Source organism: Novosphingobium bradum (assembly GCF_042646485.1).
GTDB classification, from domain to species: Bacteria; Pseudomonadota; Alphaproteobacteria; order Sphingomonadales; family Sphingomonadaceae; genus Novosphingobium; species Novosphingobium bradum.
The window spans coordinates 244446-265340 of the sequence record NZ_JBHRTQ010000007.1 but is presented as its reverse complement, the minus strand read 5'-3'; the positions used below and the strand labels follow the sequence as shown (position 1 = coordinate 265340).

At 68.7% G+C, this 20895-nt stretch carries 23 protein-coding genes; 9 read left to right on the top strand and 14 right to left on the bottom strand.

The annotated features are described in order from the left end of the window. Nucleotide 1 precedes the first annotated feature (1 nt). From ACFOD9_RS07225 to ACFOD9_RS07190, 8 genes are all read right to left on the bottom strand, one after another. Nucleotides 2–673: a TadE family protein gene (locus ACFOD9_RS07225; protein ID WP_379509411.1), complete on the bottom strand. Its 672-nt coding sequence runs from the start codon at nt 671–673 to the stop codon at nt 2–4. Then, nucleotides 670–1215 carry a TadE/TadG family type IV pilus assembly protein gene (locus ACFOD9_RS07220; RefSeq protein ID WP_379509410.1) on the bottom strand — a complete coding sequence of 182 codons (546 nt, stop codon included), beginning with the start codon at nt 1213–1215 and terminating at the stop codon, nt 670–672. Before ACFOD9_RS07220 ends, ACFOD9_RS07225 begins: the two co-directional genes overlap by 4 nt. Beyond that, the gene (locus ACFOD9_RS07215) at nt 1212–2732 is read right to left on the bottom strand and encodes a TadE/TadG family type IV pilus assembly protein (RefSeq protein WP_379509409.1); all 1521 of its coding nucleotides are present in this window, start codon (nt 2730–2732) and stop codon (nt 1212–1214) included. The genes ACFOD9_RS07220 and ACFOD9_RS07215 overlap by 4 nt, the downstream gene beginning before the upstream one ends. Before the next feature lie 19 nt (nt 2733–2751). Beyond that, nucleotides 2752–3042, bottom strand: coding sequence for a hypothetical protein (locus ACFOD9_RS07210; RefSeq protein ID WP_379509408.1), 291 nt, complete (start codon nt 3040–3042; stop codon nt 2752–2754). Continuing rightward, entirely contained in the window at nt 3032–4516 is a 1485-nt protein-coding gene (locus tag ACFOD9_RS07205; RefSeq protein ID WP_379509407.1) for a type II and III secretion system protein family protein, read from the bottom strand. Before ACFOD9_RS07205 ends, ACFOD9_RS07210 begins: the two co-directional genes overlap by 11 nt. Nucleotides 4517–4533: 17 nt before the next feature. Then, nucleotides 4534–5502 (bottom strand): Flp pilus assembly protein CpaB, encoded by a 969-nt coding sequence (cpaB, locus tag ACFOD9_RS07200; RefSeq protein ID WP_379509406.1) that lies wholly within the window; start codon nt 5500–5502, stop codon nt 4534–4536. Nucleotides 5503–5623: 121 nt separating this feature from the next. After that, nucleotides 5624–5845 carry a Flp family type IVb pilin gene (locus ACFOD9_RS07195; protein WP_379509405.1) on the bottom strand — a complete coding sequence of 74 codons (222 nt, stop codon included), beginning with the start codon at nt 5843–5845 and terminating at the stop codon, nt 5624–5626. A gap of 171 nt (nt 5846–6016) precedes the next feature. Then, complete coding sequence (locus ACFOD9_RS07190; RefSeq protein ID WP_379509956.1) at nt 6017–6616, bottom strand: M23 family metallopeptidase; 600 nt, start codon at nt 6614–6616, stop codon at nt 6017–6019. Between the two features lie 250 nt (nt 6617–6866). Here ACFOD9_RS07190 and ACFOD9_RS07185 point away from each other — a divergent pair, with 250 nt between their 5' ends. After that, nucleotides 6867–7370: a nitroreductase/quinone reductase family protein gene (locus ACFOD9_RS07185; RefSeq protein WP_379509404.1), complete on the top strand. Its 504-nt coding sequence runs from the start codon at nt 6867–6869 to the stop codon at nt 7368–7370. Between the two features lie 13 nt (nt 7371–7383). Here the strand turns inward: ACFOD9_RS07185 and ACFOD9_RS07180 are convergent, their stop codons facing one another. Continuing rightward, nucleotides 7384–8394 (bottom strand): NAD(P)H-dependent amine dehydrogenase family protein, encoded by a 1011-nt coding sequence (locus ACFOD9_RS07180; RefSeq protein ID WP_379509403.1) that lies wholly within the window; start codon nt 8392–8394, stop codon nt 7384–7386. A 534-nt stretch (nt 8395–8928) separates the two neighbouring features. Between ACFOD9_RS07180 and ACFOD9_RS07175 the strand changes: the two genes are divergently transcribed. Further along, nucleotides 8929–11520, top strand: coding sequence for a TonB-dependent receptor (locus tag ACFOD9_RS07175; protein ID WP_379509402.1), 2592 nt, complete (start codon nt 8929–8931; stop codon nt 11518–11520). Nucleotides 11521–11656: 136 nt separating this feature from the next. On the opposite strand, the gene ACFOD9_RS07170 is transcribed toward ACFOD9_RS07175, so the two are convergent. Next, nucleotides 11657–12457: a carboxymuconolactone decarboxylase family protein gene (locus tag ACFOD9_RS07170; protein WP_379509401.1), complete on the bottom strand. Its 801-nt coding sequence runs from the start codon at nt 12455–12457 to the stop codon at nt 11657–11659. A gap of 184 nt (nt 12458–12641) precedes the next feature. Here ACFOD9_RS07170 and ACFOD9_RS07165 point away from each other — a divergent pair, with 184 nt between their 5' ends. Together ACFOD9_RS07165 and ACFOD9_RS07160 are read left to right on the top strand one after the other, a co-directional pair. Then, nucleotides 12642–13343 (top strand): pentapeptide repeat-containing protein, encoded by a 702-nt coding sequence (locus ACFOD9_RS07165; protein ID WP_379509400.1) that lies wholly within the window; start codon nt 12642–12644, stop codon nt 13341–13343. Nucleotides 13344–13400: 57 nt separating this feature from the next. Continuing rightward, entirely contained in the window at nt 13401–13859 is a 459-nt protein-coding gene (locus tag ACFOD9_RS07160) for a hypothetical protein (RefSeq protein ID WP_379509399.1), read from the top strand. A gap of 22 nt (nt 13860–13881) precedes the next feature. Here ACFOD9_RS07160 and ACFOD9_RS07155 read toward each other — a convergent pair whose 3' ends face one another. Beyond that, on the bottom strand, nt 13882–14787 hold the full coding sequence (locus tag ACFOD9_RS07155) for a LysR family transcriptional regulator (protein WP_379509398.1): 906 nt from the start codon (nt 14785–14787) through the stop codon (nt 13882–13884). Nucleotides 14788–14891: 104 nt separating this feature from the next. On the opposite strand from ACFOD9_RS07155, the gene ACFOD9_RS07150 reads away from it, so the two are divergent. The 3 genes from ACFOD9_RS07150 to ACFOD9_RS07140 are packed head-to-tail and all read left to right on the top strand — an operon-like array spanning nt 14892 to nt 16703. Next, nucleotides 14892–15605 carry a pirin family protein gene (locus ACFOD9_RS07150; protein WP_379509397.1) on the top strand — a complete coding sequence of 238 codons (714 nt, stop codon included), beginning with the start codon at nt 14892–14894 and terminating at the stop codon, nt 15603–15605. A gap of 26 nt (nt 15606–15631) precedes the next feature. Beyond that, the gene (locus tag ACFOD9_RS07145; RefSeq protein ID WP_379509396.1) at nt 15632–16054 is read left to right on the top strand and encodes a DoxX family protein; all 423 of its coding nucleotides are present in this window, start codon (nt 15632–15634) and stop codon (nt 16052–16054) included. Between the two features lie 52 nt (nt 16055–16106). Continuing rightward, a complete protein-coding gene (locus ACFOD9_RS07140) occupies nt 16107–16703 on the top strand; it encodes a nitroreductase family protein (protein ID WP_379509395.1) in 597 nt (198 codons plus the stop codon). A 64-nt stretch (nt 16704–16767) separates the two neighbouring features. Here the strand turns inward: ACFOD9_RS07140 and ACFOD9_RS07135 are convergent, their stop codons facing one another. Further along, entirely contained in the window at nt 16768–18249 is a 1482-nt protein-coding gene (locus ACFOD9_RS07135) for a glycerol kinase (RefSeq protein ID WP_379509955.1), read from the bottom strand. Nucleotides 18250–18560: 311 nt separating this feature from the next. Here ACFOD9_RS07135 and ACFOD9_RS07130 point away from each other — a divergent pair, with 311 nt between their 5' ends. Both ACFOD9_RS07130 and ACFOD9_RS07125 read left to right on the top strand, forming a co-directional pair. Further along, on the top strand, nt 18561–18836 hold the full coding sequence (locus tag ACFOD9_RS07130; protein WP_379509394.1) for an HU family DNA-binding protein: 276 nt from the start codon (nt 18561–18563) through the stop codon (nt 18834–18836). Between the two features lie 56 nt (nt 18837–18892). After that, nucleotides 18893–19144, top strand: a complete 252-nt coding sequence (locus tag ACFOD9_RS07125) for a hypothetical protein (RefSeq protein ID WP_379509393.1) — start codon at nt 18893–18895, stop codon at nt 19142–19144. A gap of 126 nt (nt 19145–19270) precedes the next feature. Here ACFOD9_RS07125 and ACFOD9_RS07120 read toward each other — a convergent pair whose 3' ends face one another. Next, nucleotides 19271–19783: an isoprenylcysteine carboxyl methyltransferase family protein gene (locus tag ACFOD9_RS07120; RefSeq protein WP_379509954.1), complete on the bottom strand. Its 513-nt coding sequence runs from the start codon at nt 19781–19783 to the stop codon at nt 19271–19273. Then, nucleotides 19780–20841, bottom strand: coding sequence for a type III polyketide synthase (locus ACFOD9_RS07115; RefSeq protein WP_379509392.1), 1062 nt, complete (start codon nt 20839–20841; stop codon nt 19780–19782). The genes ACFOD9_RS07120 and ACFOD9_RS07115 overlap by 4 nt, the downstream gene beginning before the upstream one ends. Nucleotides 20842–20895 lie beyond the last annotated feature (54 nt).

The window sequence follows — 20895 nt, the reverse complement described above, 5'->3', positions numbered from 1 at the left end:
GTCAATAGGCGATCGCGCCCACTCCATCTTCGAGGATCAGGGAGGCGTGAACGCCAGGCAGGACCAGCGAGCCGCCAAGCAGGCTGAGGAAGCGCATCCGCGCGCCGCTCACCGCGACGGTCACCACCGGCGCGACGTCGCTGAGCGGATTGCCGGCCTCGTCGGTGGCCGGATCGCCCAGGAAGCCGACGCCCGACCCGCTGTAGCTGACCGTCACGTCCCGGGTGGCGATATCGGGCGCGATGATCTGCATCCGGGTGACGATCCGGTTGAAGGCGGCCGCGTCGACCGTGCCGATCATGCCGCTGGTGCAGGCTCCCGCAACGCAGCGGCACTGCGCGGCGCCAGCACTGGCCGAGCAACTGATCGTGCCAAGCGCCTCGCGGCAGATGCGGTCGCCGATGTGCAGCGCCCCGCCGGGGCAGCTATTGCTGAAGTCGTAGGCGTTGAGCCCCTGGGGGACGATCGCGGTGGCGACCGCGTGGCGGACGCCGACCTGGGTGGCCTTTTCCAGCTGGTTGATCGCCCAGGCATAGCGGCCAACATCGATGATCCCGAACAGGAACAGGAAGATCAGCGGCGCCACCAGCGCGAACTCGGCGGCACTGGCGCCGCCGCGCTCGCGCCGCAACACGGCGGCGAGGCCGCGGACAAGGCGAACCACCCGGCTCATAGCCCGATCACCGCGGCGCTCGACCGGGCGCCCATCAGGACCGGCCTCGTGCGGTCTGGCTCGATCGCGCCAAGCACGTGGAACAGCGAGGAATAGGGCACGTTGGCGGCCGCCACCACGACGATCGGGCCTTTCGTCCCATCGCTCATGTCGGCGTAGATCCCGGTCTTGACGAAGGCATCGCAGGTCACCGTCACGGTCACCATGTCGGCGGTCCAGCCCGGCACTACCGGCCTTGCGGCCGCATCGGCCAGTTGCCCGGTGCGGGTGATCAGCTTGATCCGGTCCTGCACGGCGGGCGCGAAGGCCGGGCAGAAGTCGGCAAGGTCCAGCCGCGAGGCATAGCGCGCGCCATCGCGGACCGCCTCCACCAGCTTGTGCTGGGTCCAGATGAAGTTCCCCGCCTCCAGTCCGGCGAACAGCAGGACCAGCAGCAGCGGCAGGATGAGCGCCAGCTCGGCCCCCGCATTGCCGCCGTTCGCGCCCGAAATGCGCCCGATCAGACGCTGGATGATGGGCCGGATGGTGTTGGGGCCGGTCATCGGATCAGCACCGCCTTGTTGCGGCCATAGAACTGGAAGCCGTTGAGATCGCCAGCCCGCAGCGCCGGCCCGATCACCTCGACATTGAACTGGCCCTTGGTGGTGCTGCCGCTGCCCGTGACGATCGAGGGCGAGAGCAGGAACACGTCCATGATGGCCTTGATCGTGACATCGTCGCGGCCATGCAGCCCTTCGCAATCGACCACGGCGACCGTCATCACCCGGCGGTCCTTCTGGGTCTGGCTGGGGGTCACCGGCGCGCCGAATACCGGCTCGGCATAGGCACACTGGTTGACGAAGGTGTGCCGGTAATTGGCGCCCTGCTTCCTGGTCGTGACGCTTGACGAGACCAGCCGCGGCGCCAGGCGAGTGGCTGGATCGGCCAGTTCCCACTTGTAGACCTCGTAGCGGGTGCCCTTGGCGAACTGCGAAGCGAGAACACCGGGATGATTGGCGGCGAGATAGCCGTCGATGTCCCAGTCGCCATCGCCGAGATAGGTGCAGGCACCGGTGGAGAAGCACTTGTCCTCGGGGAAATTGACCACGCCCGCGTTCGGCACCCACGCGTTCGCGCGGCTGTCATAGGTGCCGCAGGCCGGCGGCGGCGGCGGCGTGGCCGAACTGGTGGTGACCGTGGTCGTCTCAGCCAGAACGTAGTTCTTGCGGGTGCCCTGGGCCGGGCAGAAGTCGCCGGTGCCCGGCGTGCAGTCGGGCTTGGTATTGTTGGGATAGATGTCGAAGCGGGTGTCGAAGGCGCTCGACTGGTTGGTGCGAAAGCCCGGCAGGGTCTGGACGTTCTCGGCCAGGCGGCACGACGGGTCGGCCACGTTCTCGCCCATCGAGCTCTGGCTCGAGCCGATGTCGAGGAAACCCAGGTTGCCGGGCGCAAGCGGATCGACCCCGGAGCTTGACAGTGAGCGCATGACCAGCCCCTTGCCTTCGCTGGTGGGGAGCTGGAAATCGCTGCGATCCACGCAGACCATGGCCGTGGGCATCTGGCAGACCGCCCGGTCAAGCCTGGCCATGGCATGGGCGGCGATATCGCCCGAGGTCAGCACGGCAACGATCGGGGTCAGTGCGTAGAACACCTGGCGGCCGGCAACCGTGACCCTGACCACGTGGGCGTTCCGGCCATCACCAGCCGGGTCCAGTTCGCCGCTGGGCGCGTCGTTCGCATAGTCCTGGTAGAAGGCGAACTGGAGCGTGGTGATCGGCCGCCCTTGCGAATCGTTCGCCACCCGGGTCTCGTTGACATAGGCACTGGCGGCCGTGGCAAAGGCCGAGCGCGCCGCCGCCTCGGCCCGGGCCATCGCATCGGCCTCGCCATCGAGCTGGGTCGCCGCCGCCAGGGCAGCCTGGTCGGCGGCGTTCTGCAACTCGCTTTGCGTGGTGGCGAGGCGGCCGTAGTCGAAGCCCACCCCGGCCACCACCACCAGCGCGGCGAGCGACAGGGCGAACATCGGTGCCGCCGCACCCTGCGCGTGCCTGACGACGGAACGGAGACCCCTCGGCGTCACTCTATGCTCCGTGGGCGCCCTAGCGGCCGCTGGAACTGCTGGAAGGCGACTCCGTGGAGCGGACCCGTTCGGGCTGCTTGATCCGGTCGGCGTCGTGGCGGGCGGCCGCCTGGGCGGCGTGCTGGGCGCTGGTCGGCGGCACCGGGCTGTCATAGGCCGGCTCGGGATCGATCACCTGGGCCATCATGGTCTGGCGGTTGGCCTCGCCGAACCCGGCCACCGGCTTGCCCGTGCTGGCCAGATCCTCCTGGCAGCCGCCGAGCAGCGCGAGCACGGCCAGGCCGAGGCAGGTCTTGCGGTCAGAATTCATAACCTTGCTCCTTGGGCTGGGCCGGGGCGGATGCCGGGGCCGGCGGCGCGGCGGGCGCGGGGGCGCCGGCCTGGGGTGGCAGCGCGCGCGGGTGGTAGCCCTCGCCGTCGATCAGCACGTCGGTCGCCTTGGGGTCGGCGATCCGATCGGTCGGCAGGCGCACCTGGCCGGGCCGGAGCGGCGCAACGAGATGCGGGGTGACGACGATCAGCAGCTCGGTCTCGCCCTTGGAGAAGCCCGAGGAGCGGAACAGCGTGCCGATGATCGGGATCGAGCCGAGCAGCGGGAACTGGCGGACCGTGGTCTGGAAGTCGCGGCTGAGCAGGCCGGCGATGGCAAAGCTCTCGCCGTCACGCAGTTCGATCGTGGTGCTGGCCCGCCGGGTCCTGAGCCCCGGGATCACCAGCCCGCCGACCGAAACCGAGGCCGACGGATCGAGCGAGCTGACCTCGGGTTCGACCACCAGGCTGATCACGTTGTCGGCCAGCACCGTGGGCGTGAACCCGAGGCTGACGCCGAACGACTTGAACTCGACCGAGATCGCCGAGGTGCCCGCCGTGGAGGTGCCGGTCTGGGCCACCGGGATCGGGAATTCGCCGCCCGCCAGGAACGATGCCCGCTCCCCCGACAGCGCCACCAGGGTGGGCTCGGCCAGGGTCTTGGACAGCCCCCGCTTTTCAAGCGCATCAAGCGTGGCATCGATGCTCACCGAGCCGATCGTGAACGACTTGGTCAGCGCCCCGAAGGTGTCGGCCACCCCGCCCAGCACCAGCCCGGGCGCGGCGGCGCCATTGTTGAGCAGCGATCCGCCGCCCGGCGTCACCGCCGAGCCGGAGCCCAGCACCACGCCGAACCGGCCATCCCGGGCCACGCCGATCCCGCGCAGGCCAAGCTGCTCGCCGGCCTGGCGGGTCACTTCGGCGAAGCGCACCTCGAGCATGATCTGCTGGCTGCCGCCAACCGTGAGCATATTGATGACCTTGTCGCCGGCGAAGCCCTTCGCCAGTTCGGCGGCCCGCGCGGCGGCGCCCGCATCATGGACCATGCCGGTCAGCAGCACCGAGCCGTTCATCAGCCGCGCGTCGATGCCCTGGCCGGGAAGCAGTTCGCCGAGTTGCCGGCGCAGGCCGTCCACGTCCGGCCCCACCGCCACGTCCATCACCGCGATCACCCGGTTCTGGCGATCGTAAAGGGTCAGGCTGGTGGTCCCGAACTGCTTGCCGAGCACGTAGATCGAGCGGTCCGACAGCGGCAGCACATCGGCCACCTCGGCGCTGCCGATCATGGCCCGGGCGATCGGCCGATCGGCGGTTACGACCTGGCTCTTGTGGACCGCAACCTCCAGCTCGCCGGCATGGCGGGCGATCGGCGGAAGGGGCACTTGCGGCCGGGCCGCTTCGGCCAGGGCGGGCGCGGCGGTCGCTCCGGTCGCCACCAGGGCGAGCGCGCAGATTCCGCTGTTGAGGAACTTCATCTCGGTTTCCCCTCTTGTTACCGGCCGAGCGCCTGGCCGACCGGATAGTCGGTGGGCTCGACGCCCCTCACCACGGTAAGGATCGGGCCGGCACGGACCGGCGTGATGGCGGCGGCGCCGCCAATGGACGGCAGGGCCGGCGGCATGATCCCGCCAGCGCGGTAGGACTCAGCGCGGTAGGACTCAGCGCGGTAGGACTGGGCCGCAATGCCCGCCGCCGCGGCCTGCCGGGCGGGAATGGCGATGCGCGGGCCGGCCACGTCGCGGCTGGTCACCAGTTGCGTGCCGCTGCCAACATCGGCCACGCCGTCCTCGAGCCGGCGCAGGGCCAGGCTGAGCGAGCCGATCTTCTCGGCGATGGCCAGCCGCTGGGCATCGCGCAGCGAGACGGCGAGCGTGGCGGTGCGGGCCACCTTCGGTTCGTTCTGGCGGTCGCTGGCCAACTGGTCGATGGCGAGCACGCGCACGCCCTTCAGCACCACGTCAGAGCGCATATCGTTGTTCTGGGCGCCGCCGCCGTCGATCTGGCGGGTAAGCAGCACGTCAACCAGGGTGCCCGGCAGCACGAAGCCCGAAACCCCGCGCACATCGTTCACCGCGATCGAGATCGCGCGCATACCCTGGGGCAGCAGCGCGGCGAGCGTGGCCCGGCCATTGGCGCCGCTGACGTTGCTCGCCAGGAGCGGCTCACCCGCGACGAGCGGCCGCAACACGACACGCTCGTTCTTGAGGGCGTCCGGAACGGTCCGGAAGGCGCCTTCGGGCACCGATGCCGCCGGCCAGTCCTGCAGCCGCACGTTGGTGGAATTGAGGCTGGCGCCGAAATCGAGCGGCGCTGCGGCAACCACGATGCGGGCCGTCTCCTGCTGCCGGACCGTGCCTTGCTGCCTGGTCTCCATGCCGGAGAACCATGCATTGGCCAGCACGACGGCAAAGACGCCGATCAACACCGCGACTGCGAGCAGGATCAGATTGCGCTTCTGCACGCGTTCCTCCAGCTGTTCGGATGACGACAGGGCGCACTCCACCGCCCGCCGAAGCGGCGGTGGAGTGGCTGTCCATCGGGGATGGGGGCGAATTACCCGGCCAATGGCCGGGCAGGCGCGCTCAGGTGGACGGCGCCGAGGGGCCGTTGATGCCGGCGCAGTTGCCGCCGGGGCAGCCCTGGGCGATCTGGTTCGAGGCGTTGTTGAGCGAACCCTTGATCTGGTAGCTCAGGCCCAGGGCGGCAGCCGCAAGGGCAACGCCGATGATCGAGAGGATGAGGGCGTATTCGGCCGCGGAAGCGCCCGAGGTATCGGAGAAGAAAGCCCTGAGGAACTGTCTCATGGTTAACGTCCTTTGCCATGCCCGCCCAGCCGGCCTGGCCGGGCGGATCGTTGCGAACAGGAGCTCAAGAAGTGCCTACCCGTCCCGAACAGATGGGTTACGCCGATGGGCTAACCGGACAATCTCGTAATACCACTGTATTGGCGATGACTAATGTTCGCACGCTTCAGGTCAGCGCCGATGCGGCAAGGGATCGATGGCCATGCCGTTGATGCGAACCTCGTAATGCAGGTGCGGTCCGGTGGAGAGCCCGGTCGTCCCGACATAGCCGATGACGTCGCCCCGGCGGACGCGCTGCCCCAGGCCCACCGCGATCCCGCCGAGATGGGCGTAGCGGGTCTGCAAGCCCGATGGGTGCGCCAAAGTCACCAGCAGTCCGTAGCCACCATGCCATCCGGTGCCCACGACCACACCCTCGCTCGCGCAATGGATCGGCGCGCCGTAGGGGCCGGCCAGGTCGATGCCGCGATGCAGGCGCACCCCGCCAAGCAGCGGATGGACCCGCCAGCCGAAGCCGCCCGTTGTCCGCACGGTTGCGGGCCGAACCATTGTCGTCCGAACCGGCGCTTGCCCCTTCCCGCCGGCAACCGCGCTCGGGCGCTCCGTGCGCGGCTGGCTCCTCGCCGCGCCGATGTCGACCGGCTGCCCGCCGGCATCTGCGGCGCGGCTGATCGTTACCGCGCCCGCCTCGCCCGCCGGAGCAGCGCCCGCCGTGTCGGCCAGACCAGCCGTCCCGCAGCACAGCAGGGCCAGGTTCAGGACGAGGGGCATGGTCACAGGCGGCTTCTCCGCGAAGCAGGGCCATCCCTGCCCAGCTTCACCTAACGCCGGGCCATCCGCCCCCGGCAATACCGCAGTTCTACGAAGCCCCCTCCCCGCCCCGGCAACCATCATCAACCGGAACCGGCGGGACACAGCACGCATTTGCTTTGACACCAGCGATCGAAGGCCGTCACACTGGCCGACATCGCTGGACACCGGCCAGGCCGATCATGCCGCCGGCTGCTCGCAGGAGAGACCGATGAGCGACAAGAGCATTCCCAATCCGATCACCCGGCGGGTCGTGAATTTCGTGCACGAGCATCGACAGGCCTACCTGGAGACCGGCGGCGCCAAGGGCCACATCCTGGATATTCGCGCGTCCGGCGGCCGGTCCTTCGCCACCCATTGCCTGATCCGCTATCGCGGCCGCAAGAGCGGGAAGACGATGATCACCCCGCTCACCTATGCCGACATCGCGGGCGAGGTGGCGATCGTCGCCTCGAAGGGCGGGGCGGACGAGCATCCGTCGTGGTATCTCAACCTGACGGCGGCGGACCGGATCGACTTTCAGATCGCCACCCAGGCCTTCCGCGCCACCTGGCGCGAACCGGAAGGGGCCGAACGCCAGAAGGTCTGGGATTTCCTGGTCGATTGCCACCCCTTCTATGCCAATTACCAGAAGCGCACGGACCGCAGGATCCCGGTTGTCCTGATGCTGGGTGTCGAGGAAATTCCGGTCTTCCAGCCCGGCGACATCGCATAGCCTGAGGCGGCCCCTAGCCGAGCCGGTGGGGCGCCCCCATCAGCGGCAGGTCCGAGGCCAGGACCAGGCCGGGCTTGGCGGCCAGGACCGGGCGGATCGCATGGATGGCCGGCATCGCGGTCTGCAATGCGCCGGTGGTATCCCCGCTGGAATGGAAGGTAATCTGGGTATTGGGCATCCCGGTGATGTCGATCCGATAGCCCTGGTGGGGCTGCCAGTCCGGCTCCATGGCATTTCCAAGGCGCGTCATCGTGCCGACCTGCACCAGCCGCTTGCCGTCCTTGATGCCGACGAACCGGATGTTCATCCCGCAGGCCATGCCCTTGGCGATGGTCATGTAGCCGAAATCGAGATCTTCGGTGGCCACGCCCAGTTCGCCTTCGAACAGGATGTCGTCGAGAACGACCCCCAGCGACAGCGCGATCATCTCCACGCAGTCGGCGAAGACCCCGGCGCGATCGCGGACCCGGTCAAGCGCGCCGGGCGCATCGCGCGGCCCGCCGAAGCCCAGGGCGCGCCAGGTTTCCGGCGAGTTGTAATAGGAGGCCTCGACCGATTCCTGCACCTTGATGAAATCAACCCGCCGCGAGACATGGGTGCCCAGCACGGCCAGCATCTGCGCGAAACCGGGATTGATGCCGGTGCCGAACAGCGAGGCGCCGCCCTTCAGCGCCGCCGCCTTGAGCCGGTCCTGCGCCTCGCGGCCATAGGACCAGCCGGTCAGGAAATTGGCGGTCGAGATCACGTTGACCCCCGCCTCGAGCAGGCCGACCATCGCATCGACATCCCAGATCAGCGGCATATAGAGGACGAGATCGGGCTTGGCGGCGACCACCTCGGCCAGGCTGCTGACGGTCGCCAGGCCGATGGGGCCAAGGCCGATCAGCTCGCCGACGTCCTTCCCGGTCTTGTCTCCGGGCCGGGTATAGCAGGCGACCAGCTCGATCTCGGGATCCTTGACCATCTCCTCGATGGTGATTTTGCCGACATTGCCAAAGGCCCATTGGGCGACGCGGATGGTCATGTGATCCCTCTCCTTCGTTTAGCCGCCGGCCCTGGGCCGGCCCTTGCACAGCTGGTCGTGGTCCCGGCGGGGCGCGGCCGGCCAGCGAATGGCCCGCGGCGCCGCGACCAGGGAGCGGATCGGAACCGATAGCGACGCCGCCTTCACTCCAGGGACATGGTTCGAGCCGCAGTCACTCGCCATGCCGACTTCATGGACGCGCGTTGCGACGGCTGTAAACGGCAGCGCCCTGTCAAATCGCCGCGGCGATCACTGATGGCGCCGATCGGCGCCAGAACGCCCGATGCGCGCGAAAAGCCGCGCACCCAAGCCAACATATCCAGCATATCTATCTGAAATACATGACTTTTCTATAGCACACCCTCCACAACGCAATGCGGCGGATTTCACATGATACGAAAAATATATGCCGGTATTCGGGCATGGTCTTACCTGCTAGGCTTTGGTTCTAAAAAGAAGGCTCCGGCGCAATACACGACATTGCGAAGTTAACGTGTTCGCGCGAACCACGGGCCAAAAACGGAGAGGAATGGCATGAACTCTGTTTATCTGAGAGCACTTCTGTGTGCGTCGAGCGCGGTCGCTGCGCTGTCGGCGGTCTCGGCCCAGGCCCAGGGCACGCCGGCCCCCGCCGCGACAGCGCCTGCGGCCGATGCCGCGCCGGTCCGGCGCCAGGACGATATGTCTGACATCATCGTGACCGCCCGCCGCGTCGAGGAACGCCTCCAGGACGTGCCGATCTCGATCACGGTGTTCAACCAGGACCAGCTTGCCCAGCGCAACGTGGCCACGGCCACCGATCTGGCCAAGTACACGCCCTCGCTGCAGGTCGACAACCGCTTCGGTCCCAACGGCGCCACCTTCGCGATCCGCGGGTTCCGCCAGGATCTGCGGACCACGGCCTCGGTCGGCGTGTTCTTCGCCGATGTGGTCGCGCCCCGCGCGGGCAACGCGGGATCGCCCGCGGGTGACGGCGCCGGGCCGGGCTCGTTCTTCGACCTCCAGAACGTCCAGGTGCTCAAGGGGCCGCAGGGCACCCTGTTCGGTCGCAACACCACCGGCGGCTCGATCCTGCTGGTGCCGCAGAAGCCCAAGGACAAGTTCGAAGGCTATGTCGAGGGAACCTACGGCAACTACGACCAGAAGCGCATCGAGGCCGTGATCAACCTGCCCCTGAGCGATGTCGCGCGGTTCCGCGTCGGCGTCGACTGGAACGACCGCAAGGGCTACATCCACAACATCTCGGGCATCGGCCCGGAAGATTTCGGCAACCTGCACTACATCGCCGCGCGTGCCAGCCTGGTGGTCGACCTCAGCCCGTCGCTGGAAAACTACACGATCGTCTCCTACGCCAGCTCGCACGACAACGGCCCGCTGCCCAAGACCACGCTGACCGTGTCCGGCCCGAACTGCGCCTTCTCGCCGCCCGCATCGTCCGCGCTCACGCTGGCCTCGGTTCTCGGGCAGTTCAGCTGCCAGCGCATGGCGCGCGAAACCGCCACGGGCGAATTCTACGTCGGCAGCAACATCGAGGCCGATCCCAAGCTTGACCAGCGGACCTGGCAGATCATCAACACCACGACCCTCCAGGTGAACGACAACCTGCGCCTGAAGAACATCCTGAGCTATTCGGAAGTCGCCGGCCGGACCCAGTCGGAACTGTTCGGCGGGTTCTACACGGTGCCCGCAACCGTCCAGCTCACCAGCACCTTCTCCCGGCCGACCGGGGCGCTCGAAGGCCGCACCTTCAACTTCGCGCGCTCCTACAGCATCCCCCACGGCAACACGACCGACCAGCGCAACGTCACCTGGGAGTTCCAGATCCAGGGCAATTCCGGAGACCGCCTGACCTACCAGGCCGGCGCCTACTACGAGAACAGCACGCCGAACTCCTACACCGGTTCGCAGACGCCGATCTTCGCCTCGTGCAGCGATCTCACCAATTTCGTCTGCACGGACGTTCCGGGCCTGCTGCTCGGAAACCGGATCGGCAACGTCAACTACAACAACGCCATCGTCTCGCTGCGCGATATCGGCCTCTATGCCCAGGCCACCTACGCCATCACCGACCAGCTCAAGCTGACCGGCGGGTTCCGCTATACCTGGGACCGCACCCTGGCCAACGCGATCCAGTTCATCACCTACTTCAACTCGAACGGGTCCGATGGCGTCCGCGGCGCCAACGGCCTCCAGCTTGCCGCCGGCACCCCGCTGCCCTCGCCGCTCCGGGTCTGCACGATCCCGGGTTCGGATGCCGATTGCCGGATCATCGCGCGCCAGGATTCCAAGGCGCCGACCTGGCTGCTCAACCTCGATTACAAGCCGATCGAGGACGTGCTGCTCTATGCCAAATATGCGCGCGGCTATCGCCAGGGCGCGGTCAGCTACAACGCCCCGCCGCCCTACAACATCTTCAAGCCGGAAAGGGTCGATTCCTACGAAGTCGGCCTGAAGAGCAGCTTCCATGGCGCGATCAGCGGCACCCTCAACATCGCCGCGTTCTGGAACAATTTCGCCAACCAGCAGCTTTCGGGCCGCCTCCAGGCCTCCAACGGCGCCGCCGCGGCAACCCTGGCGATCGTCAACGCGGGCAAGTCGCGGATCCGCGGACTTGAGGTGGAAGCCGGCATTTCGCCGTTCGAAGGCTTCTCGCTCCAGGGCAACTATGCCTACATCGATGCCAAGGTCCTGGCGGTCAATTTCGTACCCGGGCCGGTTTCCGGCAGCCCCTATGACATCTTCATCCCGCCGGTGGTGGCCGGAGGCGAGCTGCCGCAGACGCCCAAGCACAAGTTCAGCGCCACGGCCTCCTATCGCCTGCCGATCGACGAGGCGGCCGGGAATCTCAGTGTCTCGGCCACCTACACCTGGACCGATCACTACATCTACGACCGCAATGCCGGGCCGCTCGGGATCGTGCCGTCGTTCGGGCTGCTGAACCTCAACGCAACGTGGAAGGGGATCGCCGGATCGCCGATCGACGCGGCGGTGTTCGCCACCAATGTGACCGGCAAGAAGTACTTCAACACCGTGTTCGACAGCCGCACCAGCGCCGGTTTCGTCTCGCAGCAATATGGCGAACCGCGCTTCTACGGCATCCGGATCAAGTACAACTTCGGCAGCTGATCGCCGCACTGACTGGAGGGAGCAGGCCTGCTGGCGCGGGCCGGCTCCCTTCCCGTCCCGGCCTCGACAAGGCCATCATACGCGAATCGGCGCGCGCCGCCGATCCCCCGAACCGTCCGCGCGGATCGCCCCCGGCTCAGGGCGCCGGCTTTGGCGGCTGCCGCGTGTCCATGTACCAGCGCCCGTCGCGCATCCGCGCGATCACGTCGAACACCAGCGCCTGCAGGTCGGACGCCTTGGGCCACCCGGTATAGGCGGCATAGTGCAGCGCGAACTCGCCCATTTCGGCAATCGTCACGTCGCCTGAATTCAGCGAGGCATAAACGTGCGCGCGAATGGGAACCTCGGCGTCGTTGAGGCCGCAGCAGGCCACCGTGATGATCCGCCGCAGCTTGCGGCTGAGCCCCGGCCGATCCCACATCTCGCCGAACACGTGCGGCAGGATGCCCACGGCGGTATAGGGATCCTGCGTGGTGGGCGGCGGGAAGGTCATGACCGACTGCCAGGTGACGCTGCCCTGCGCCGAACGCTCGGCGACCGACTGCGATACCGGCGCCGGCCCGCTCGGCTCGGCAATGCCCAGCCGGTCCGCCGCGCGCGAGATCGCATCGTCGAGCAATTCGGCCTTGTACCAGCCGCAATAGACCGCGAACTGCAAGACCGCCTCGCGCAATTCCCCAAGGTTCAGCGCGCCCGAGGCCAGGGCGCCATGGGCATAGCGCTCGTTCTCCACGCCGTTGGCGGTATAGCCCACGCAGCTGAGCGCGATCACCCAGCGCTCGGCCAGCCCGAGGCCCGGCCGCGGCCAGATCTCGGCAAACACGAAGTCGCGCCGATAGCGGCGAAACGGCGTTGCCCGGCCCGGCCCGCCCTGCTCCAGGTGGAGCGCCTTGAGCGCCGCCTGTCCGGCCGCTTCGCGTTGCTGCTGATGATCCACGCACACCTCTCCAAGCTGTTGCCATGCTCCCCCGATTGTCCTTGCCCGGAGGTAGCCTTCCGCCTCATCATGCGGGCTGGTCCCGGGCTTGGCAACGCGCTGGCACCGCGCCGGCGATATCCGGCAAGGCGCCCCCTCGCGCAGGCCGCTTTACCCGGCCGCCAGGAACGCCCTATCAGGCAGGATGACCTCCCCGATCGTTCTTGCCCGCGTGGTTGAAGGGGCACGGCTTGCCCGCGCCGATGTCGCGGCGCTCCTCGCCGTGCCCGGCGGCGGCGCCGTCCACCTGGTCGACTGCGATCTCGACGAGGCCGATCTCGCCGAGCTCGACCTTGCCGGCTGGCGCTTCGAACGCTGCGCCCTGCGCCGCGCCAACCTGGGCCAGGCCAGCCTGGAGCGCACGCAATGGCTCTCGTGCCGCGCGCCGTTCGCGCGGCTCTTCGGCGCCGACCTGACCGAAGCCGCGATCCAGTCGTGCGATTTCAACAACGCCGACTTGCGCCACGCCCGCCTCACCAGCGCGCGCATCATCGGCAGCAAGCTGACCGGCGCCGACCTGACCGACGCGCGCATCATCGATGTCCACTGCGAGGAAGTGCTGCTGGCCGGGGCGAAACTGGCCGGGCTGGGTTTTCGCAAGCAGCACCTGCGACGCCTCGATTTCAGCCAGGCCGACCTGCGAAAGGCCGACTTGCGCGAAGTGGTGTTCGAGGCCTGCAGCCTGCGCGATGCCCTGCTGGCCGGCGCGCGGTTCGACAAGGCAGACCTGCGCGGGGCCGATCTGGGCGGATTGCGGTTGGTCGACGCCGCGCTGTTTCGCGGGGCCACCATCTCGCCCGACCAGGCGGCGCAATTGCTGGCCGAACTCGGCCTGAAGCTGGGCTAGCCGCGCATCCCGCCGGCCTATCGCCTCCAGGCCACCGCCCGGCAGATTGCCGAGGCCATGGGCGCCGATCGCGCGGGCGACGTCTGGCCGGGGGGCGAGGTCGTGCCGGGCGGCTATGCGCCGGTGATGATCAACGACCGGGAGCGGGGCCGTCACATGGTTCCGCGCCAATGGGGCGTCCCGCCCCCACCCCGGGGCGATCACCTGGTGCCTTTCGTTCGCAACCTGGCCAGCCCGTTCTGGATCGGCACCCTGCGCCACGCCCGGTTCCGCTGCCTCGTGCCGATGACCCATTTCCGCAAGGGGGCTAGCTGGTTCTCCGATCCGGCCTGGCCGCTGCTGGCCTGCGCGGGCATCTGGCGCGATTCCGAAATTCCGAGCTTTGCCGTGCTGACCTCGGGCGCAGCCGGTGCCCTCCCGGTCATCCTGCGCCCCGCCGATTTCGACACCTGGCTGCGCGCCGACATCAAGGTGGCGCGATGCCTTGTCGAAGGCCCGGGCCACCCTCCGGCCTGAACCGGCATGGCGCGGCGGTCCCTCATCCGCGCCGCGCCTCCAGCCGGTCGGCAATGGCCCGGAGCATCCAGGCCCGCGCCGGTCCCGGCGGGCAATCCCTGCGCCACAGGGCGTTGAATCCATAGCCGATGCCCGGCGCCTCGGGGATCGCCAGCCGAACCAGCCGCCCCGCCGCCAGGTCTTCGGCCACGGCATGGCGCGGCATATTGCCCCAGCCGATCCCATCGAGCAGCAAGGCGTGCTTGGCGCCAAGATCGGCGAGCCGCCAGGTCCGGGCACTCAGCACGGAAAAATCCCGCCCCTCGGTCAGCGGCGAGCGATCGGTCAGCACCAGTTGGCGGTACTGCCGGCTGGTCCCGGGCAGGATCCGCGCCATGCGCGCCAGGGCATGGGACGGCGCGGCCACGGGCACGAGCTCGACCGCGCCGATCGCCATCCGCTCCAGCGCGGGATCATCCACGATCACCGGCCCGCCGATGCCAAGGTTGGCCCGCCCTTCCAGCACCAGCGCCGCGATCGCCCCGAGCGCCTCGACGTGCAGGCGCAGCTCCACCGTCGGGAAGACCTGCTCGAATTCGCGCAGGATGCCGGCGACCTGGGCGGTCGGATACATGACATCGACCGCCAGGGTCAGTTCCGGCTCCAGTCCCTGGTTGAAGCTTCGCACGCCGGCCACCAGGGCATCGACCTCGTCGGTCACCGCGCGGGCATTGGCCAGCATCGCCTTGCCCGCATCGGTCAGCACCGGCCGGCGCGAGCCTTCGCGGGCGAACAACGTGACGCCAAGCTGCGCCTCGAGGGCGGCGATCCCGTAGCTCACCACCGATATGGCGCGCCCCAGCCGGCGGGCAGCGCCATTGAAGCTGCCTTCATCCACCACCGCCAGGAACAGGCGGATCTGGTCCAGCGTCGGCTGCCCTACGTCCATCGTTCAACTTTCCCGAACATCATCATGCATTTTATCGGAATTTCCCGATCAATCCGCAAGGCCTAGTTCCGGCCCGATCCCACGACAGACGGATTGGACACGCGATGATCGAACTCCGCCCCTTTGCCAGCCTCGGCGCGGCCCATCATGGCTGGCTCGACGCCCGGCATCATTTCTCCTTCGCCGAATACCACGATCCCGAGCGGACCAGCTGGGGCAGCCTCAGGGTGTGGAACGACGACGTGATCGCCGCCCGGGCCGGGTTCCCGCCCCATCCGCACCGCGACATGGAAATCGTCACCTATGTGCGCCAGGGCGCGATCACCCATCGCGACAGCCTCGGCAATGCCGGACGCACGGTCGCCGGGGATGTCCAGGTGATGTCGGCCGGCACCGGCATCCAGCACTCCGAATTCAACCGCGAGGACGAGGAAACCCGGATCTTCCAGATCTGGATCCTGCCCAATGCCCGCGGCCATGCGCCAGGCTGGGGCACCCGGCCCTTTCCCAAGGCCGATCGCGCGGGCCGGTTCGTCGCCCTCGCCTCCGGTTTCGCCGACGATGGCGATGCCCTCCCGATCCACGCCGATGCCCGGGTGCTCGGCGCGGCGATCAGGGCCGGCGAGACGATCCGCCATGATCTGGCTCGCCACCGCCACGCCTACCTTGTCCCGGCCAGCGGCCGCGTCCGGATAGCCGCCGCGCCGGGCGACAGCGTCGAAGCCGCCGCCCGCGACGGCGTGGCCATCACCGCTGTCGAAAGTTTCACGATCACGGCGCTGGAAGACAGCGAACTCGTCCTCGTCGACGCCGATTGACCATCCTCCATCGAAGGACCCGAACCATGACCACGATCTCCCCCGCCGCCGCCGCCGCCGTGCCTTCCGAAAATCGCGCCGCGCCTCTGGCCGCCGCCGGCCGCGTCATGCTGGCGGCCATCTTCCTCCTGAGCGGGGTCAGCAAGATCGCCGATCCGGCCGCCGCGCTCGGCTACATCGCCAGCGCGGGCCTGCCGCTCCCTCACCTGGCGCTCGCCGGGGCCATCGCGGTCGAAGTGCTGGGCGGTCTGGCGCTGGTCGCCGGCTATCGCGCCCGGCTGGTCAGCCTGGCCCTGGCCGGCTTCAGCCTGGTCACGGCGCTGGCGTTCCATGCTGCCCTGGGCGACCAGAACCAGTTCATCCATTTCTTCAAGAACGTCGCCATGGCCGGCGGCCTGCTCCAGATCGCCGCATTCGGCCCCGGCCGCATCGCTATCGACCGCGCCTGACCCCCACCTTTTCCGCCTCCCCCCTTCCCCCTTCCAATTACAGGAGAATCCCATGGAAACCCGCCAGGCCAACCCCCGCGTCATGCCCCTGTTCGTCGAGCGCTGGTCGCCGCGCGCCTTCGATGGCTCGGCGATCCCGCGGGACGATCTCGACGTGATCCTCCAGGCCGCCGCCCTCGCCCCCTCGGCCTTCAACTACCAGCCCTGGCGCTTCCTCTATGCCCACCGCGAGGATGCCAACTGGGACCTGTTCCTTTCGCTGCTGATCCCCTTCAACGCGAGCTGGGCCAAGGCGGCCGGAGCCCTGGTGGTCATCCTCTCCGACAGCGTGATGCAGCAGGGCGAAGCGGCCAATCCGTCGCACAGCCACAGTTTCGATGCCGGGGCGGCCTGGGCGCAGATGGCCCTCCAGGCCACCGCACTGGGCTATCACGCCCATGGCATGACCGGGATCGACTTCGATCGCGTGCGGACCGAACTGGCCGTGCCCGAAAGCTTCCGGATCGAGGCCGCGGTGGCCATCGGGCGCCGGGGCGCCCCGGACCTGCTCCCCGAAGGCCTGCGCGAGCGCGAATTGCCCAGTGGCCGCAAGCCGCTGTCCGCCCTCGCCCACGCCGGCCCCTTCGCGCCGACCTGGCTCGGCTCCTGATCGCCGCCCCTGATCGCCGCCCCTGATCGCCGCCCCTGATCGCCGCCATGGTGCCGGCCAGACCCTAGCCGGCCAGGCTCCCCAGCTCGCGCGCCAACAGCTCGTGCCACAGATCGAGGCGCGCCGCCCGGCGCCCGGCCTCCATGCCTGGCACGAAGCGCGCGACGCCGGGGCGCATCGCGGCAGCCTGCGACAGCGAGGCATGAAGGCCGCAACCCACGCTGGCCAGCATCGCCGCGCCCAGGGCCGTCGTCTCCACGTTGCGCGGGCGTTCCACCGGCAGGCGCAGGATATCGGCCAGGTCCTGCGCCACCCAGTCGTTGGCGCTCATCCCCCCATCGAGCCGCAGCGATCGCCAGACGCACCCATCGCCCGCATAGGCCTGTTCGAGATCGTGCATCTGGTGTGCAAGCGATTCGAGCGCGGCGCGCACGACATGGGCACGGCCCGTGCCGTGGGTCAGCCCGGCGATCACGCCGCGCGCCTCCGCCCGCCAGTGCGGCGCGCCAAGGCCGGACAGGGCCGGCAGCAGGCAAACGCCCCCGCTGTCGGGCACGGAACGAGCGAGGCGCTCGGTTTCCTCGGCCGAACCGATCAGGCCCATGTCGTCGCGCAGCCACTTCACCAGGCTGCCCGCGACAAAGATCGAGCCTTCCAGCGCATAGGTCCGCTCCCCCTCGAGCTGGGTGAGCACCGTGCCAAGCAGCCGATGCGTCGATCGCGGCGGCTGCGCGCCGGTGTTGGCCAGCACGAAGGCTCCGGTGCCGAGCGTGGCCTTCACGTCGCCCGGAGCAAGGCAATTCTGCCCGATCGTCGCGGCCTGCTGGTCGCCGGCAAGCCCGCAGATCGGGATGGGCGCGCCGAACAGCTCGGGCCGGGTCGATCCGAACCGGCCGGCCATGTCGACGATTTCGGGCAGGCTGGCGCGCGAAACCCCGTGAAGCGCCAGCAGGGCATCGTCCCAATCATGGCCGTCGATCGGCATCAGCATGGTGCGGCTGGCGTTGCTGGCGTCTGAAATGTGCAGGCCGCCGGTCAGCTTCCAGACCAGCCAGCTTTCCACCGTGCCAAAGGCCAGCCGGCTGCCAAGATCCCGCGCCTCGGGCACGTTCTCGAGGATCCATGCCATCTTGGTCGCCGAAAAATAGGGATCGAGCAGCAGGCCCGTGCGCGCCTTGATCATCGGTTCGTGCCCGGCATCGCGCAGTTCGCGGCACCGGTCCGCCGTGCGCCGATCCTGCCAGACGATGGCCCGGGTCACCGGTTCGCCCGTCGCCCGGTCCCAGGCCACCACCGTCTCGCGCTGGTTGGTTATGCCGATCGCGCCGATCCGGTCGGCGCCGCCCGCCCGCTCGACCATGGCCCGCGCGCAGGCCAGGGTCTTGTCCCAGATTTCCGCCGCATCATGCTCCACCCGGCCTGCCGTCGGGTAGTGCTGGACCAGGTCGGACTGGCAGAAACCGTCGATCTCGCCGCTCGCGCGATAGAGCATGGCCCGCGTCGAGGTCGTCCCTTCATCAATGATCAGAAGCGGGCTATCCTGCACTGTCATTCTCCGTTCCTGCCCGCCGCCCAGCGCGACCGTCCGGCGACCGGGCTGGCGACCGAGCCGGCGCCTCGCTCCACGGTGTCGCACAGGCCATGGACGGCGGAAATGTCTTTTCCGACATTCACCGCCCCCTGGCCTGCCCCCCGCTCGCAGACGGGAATGGCGGCCGGGCCGGACTGCCGCGGCGCTGCAAGCAAGGGGGCGGAGCGCCCAGCCATCGCATCTGGCCGGGGATCAATGCCGCGCAGCGCTGGACGTCGCCGCGCGACCCGGTTAGCCCGGCAGGACCATTACAGAAGGACCCTTTGATGAACTCCTCCGATCTCGCCGACACCGTCGCCGCCGCCGCCAACCTCACCAAGGCCGATGCCCGCAAGGTCGTCGATGCGGTCTTTGCCGCCATCACCGATGCCGCCGCCAAGGGCGACGAGATTGCCGTGAACGGCTTCGGCAAGTTCAAGGTCAAGGAAAGCGCCGCCCGCGAAGGCCGCAACCCCGCCACCGGCGAGGCCATGCAGATCGCCGCCTCGCGCAAGCTGGGCTTCGCCGCCGCCAAGGCGGTCAAGGACAAGCTCAACGGCTGATCCTTTGCGGCGCCGGGCCATGCCCGGCGCCGCCCTTACCCTGCGGGACCTGCCCGGTGGACCTCGACGATCAACTGACCCGCCACTTCGGCTCGAGCGACCTCGGCAGCCTCTCCCCCGAGGCGCTGGCCAACGGCGTGGAAAAGCTCACCGTGGAATTCGGGATGGAGCGCGATCACGGCCGCCGCTTTGCCATGTGGTGCCTGTTGCACATTCTTGGCGCCGCGCCCGATCTCGATATCGCCTTCCCCGATCCCGCCGACCGCAACGCCGCGCGGGACTTCATGGACCTGCTCGATCAGGCCTAGGGCTTCGCCGGCCAGGCCGGGTCACAGGAGAGTGGCCGGAACCCGCGGCCTGTTTGCGCCCCGGCGCCCGGGAAGGCGGCGTCAGGCTGCTGCAATTCGCTCGCCGCCGGACGAAGTGTCCCCCGTTCACTGGCGGCCATGGTCGCCAGGCAAAGCGGCGTAAAGCGCCCGATTTTCCGCCCCGATCCGCACAACCAGCATCGCCGCGTTGAGCAGGGTGAACAGCATGGCGATCCACACCAAACCGAAAACCAGTGGCAACACCGCGATCTCCGCGGTGACCACCACGTAGTTGGGGTGGTGCAGGAAGCGATACGGCCCCTTCCTGACCAGTGGCACGCCCGGCATGGCGATAATGCGCGTGGTCCAGCGCGGCCCCAGGCTTGCCAGCACCCAGGCCCGCAGCCCTTGCAGCACGCCGAACAGCGCCAGCAGCAGCCCGTTGACGGGGCGATCCCCAGCGGTGGCCCACAGCGCGACAAGCCAGGCCGCGTGCATCGCCACCATGGCGGGATAGTGCCCGGCGCCGACTTCATGGGCACCGGCGGCGAGCAGGCGCGCGGTGTTGCGCCGGTCGATGGCCAGTTCCCCAAGGCGTTGCACCGTCACGAAGGCCAGTATGGCGAACGGCCAGTTCATGCCGGGCAACGCAGCGTGAGGGAGGAAGTGGTAAAGCCCGGTCCCAGCGCGCTCAGCACGGTCAGCGGCATCAGCCCGGCCTTGCGGCAGCGGTCGAGCACGAACAGCGCGGTGGGTGCCGACATATTGCCGTGATCGCGCAGCACCGCGCGCTCGGTCGCCAGCGAGCCCTCCCCGAGCGACAAGGCCCCTTCGACCGCATCGACCACCTTGGCCCCGCCGGGATGGAAGATGAACCGATCCACGTCCGCGATGCCGAAGCCCTGCGGGGCCAGCATCTCGGCCATCGCCTGGCGCATTTCGCGCCGCGCGAAGGCCGGAATGGCGCGGTTGAGGACAACGCCGAGGCCGGTCGGCTCCGCCTGCCAGCCCATGATATCCAGCGTGGCATTCCAGGTCTTCTCGGCAGCGCCGCAGAGCTGCGCGAAGCCATCCACGCCGCCCCGCACCACGCAGGCCGCCGCCCCGTCGCCAAACAGCGCGGTGGAGACGATATCGGCCTTGTCCGCATTGTTTGTGCGGAGCGCAAGACTGCACAATTCGACCGTCACGAACAGCACCGTCGATCCCGGCGCTGCCCGGGCAAGCTTGCCGGCAAGGGCCAGCCCGGTCACCCCGCCCGCGCAGCCAAGCCCGAACACCGGCACGCGCGCGACATCGGAACGAAACGGGAGGTGCGCCATCGCGCGGGCCTCCAGGCTCGGCGTGGCGATGCCGGTGGACGATACGGTGACGATCGCGTCGACGTCCTCTGCCCTCAGCCCAGCTTCGGCCAGGGCACGCGCCGCCGCTGTCACGAACAGATCGAGCGCTACCGCGAGGTATACCGCGGCGCGCTCCTGCAAGGTACGCGGGGACCGATACCAATCGACCGGCATCGCAAGCTGGCGGAACTGGACCCCGGCATTGGCATAGACCGTCGAAAGCCGCTCGAAATCGCCGAAATTCCGGCCGATCAACCCGCGTGCGGCATCGAGCGCCTCGGCCTGCGAGAGCACGTGCGGCGGCGTTTCAGTTGCCAGCGAAAGGATCGATACCGGCTCCATCTGACCTGTCACCTGCAATGGCCAGCCGGCCGGTGGGGAATGGGAGTACCCCACCACCTTGCGCCC

Bases quoted from the DNA above. Each gene is read 5' to 3' on its own strand.
- ACFOD9_RS07175 (WP_379509402.1), top strand. From the start codon at position 8,929: ATGAACTCTGTTTATCTGAGAGCACTTCTGTGTGCGTCGAGCGCGGTC.
- ACFOD9_RS07140 (WP_379509395.1), top strand. From the start codon at position 16,107: ATGGAAACCCGCCAGGCCAACCCCCGCGTCATGCCCCTGTTCGTCGAG.
- ACFOD9_RS07145 (WP_379509396.1), top strand. From the start codon at position 15,632: ATGACCACGATCTCCCCCGCCGCCGCCGCCGCCGTGCCTTCCGAAAAT.
- ACFOD9_RS07225 (WP_379509411.1), bottom strand. From the start codon at position 673: ATGAGCCGGGTGGTTCGCCTTGTCCGCGGCCTCGCCGCCGTGTTGCGG.
- ACFOD9_RS07210 (WP_379509408.1), bottom strand. From the start codon at position 3,042: ATGAATTCTGACCGCAAGACCTGCCTCGGCCTGGCCGTGCTCGCGCTG.
- ACFOD9_RS07205 (WP_379509407.1), bottom strand. From the start codon at position 4,516: ATGAAGTTCCTCAACAGCGGAATCTGCGCGCTCGCCCTGGTGGCGACC.
- ACFOD9_RS07130 (WP_379509394.1), top strand. From the start codon at position 18,561: ATGAACTCCTCCGATCTCGCCGACACCGTCGCCGCCGCCGCCAACCTC.
- ACFOD9_RS07180 (WP_379509403.1), bottom strand. From the start codon at position 8,394: ATGACCATCCGCGTCGCCCAATGGGCCTTTGGCAATGTCGGCAAAATC.
- ACFOD9_RS07155 (WP_379509398.1), bottom strand. From the start codon at position 14,787: ATGGACGTAGGGCAGCCGACGCTGGACCAGATCCGCCTGTTCCTGGCG.
- ACFOD9_RS07190 (WP_379509956.1), bottom strand. From the start codon at position 6,616: ATGCCCCTCGTCCTGAACCTGGCCCTGCTGTGCTGCGGGACGGCTGGT.
- ACFOD9_RS07160 (WP_379509399.1), top strand. From the start codon at position 13,401: ATGGGCGCCGATCGCGCGGGCGACGTCTGGCCGGGGGGCGAGGTCGTG.
- ACFOD9_RS07165 (WP_379509400.1), top strand. From the start codon at position 12,642: ATGACCTCCCCGATCGTTCTTGCCCGCGTGGTTGAAGGGGCACGGCTT.
- ACFOD9_RS07185 (WP_379509404.1), top strand. From the start codon at position 6,867: ATGAGCGACAAGAGCATTCCCAATCCGATCACCCGGCGGGTCGTGAAT.
- ACFOD9_RS07150 (WP_379509397.1), top strand. From the start codon at position 14,892: ATGATCGAACTCCGCCCCTTTGCCAGCCTCGGCGCGGCCCATCATGGC.
- ACFOD9_RS07120 (WP_379509954.1), bottom strand. From the start codon at position 19,783: ATGAACTGGCCGTTCGCCATACTGGCCTTCGTGACGGTGCAACGCCTT.
- ACFOD9_RS07195 (WP_379509405.1), bottom strand. From the start codon at position 5,845: ATGAGACAGTTCCTCAGGGCTTTCTTCTCCGATACCTCGGGCGCTTCC.
- ACFOD9_RS07220 (WP_379509410.1), bottom strand. From the start codon at position 1,215: ATGACCGGCCCCAACACCATCCGGCCCATCATCCAGCGTCTGATCGGG.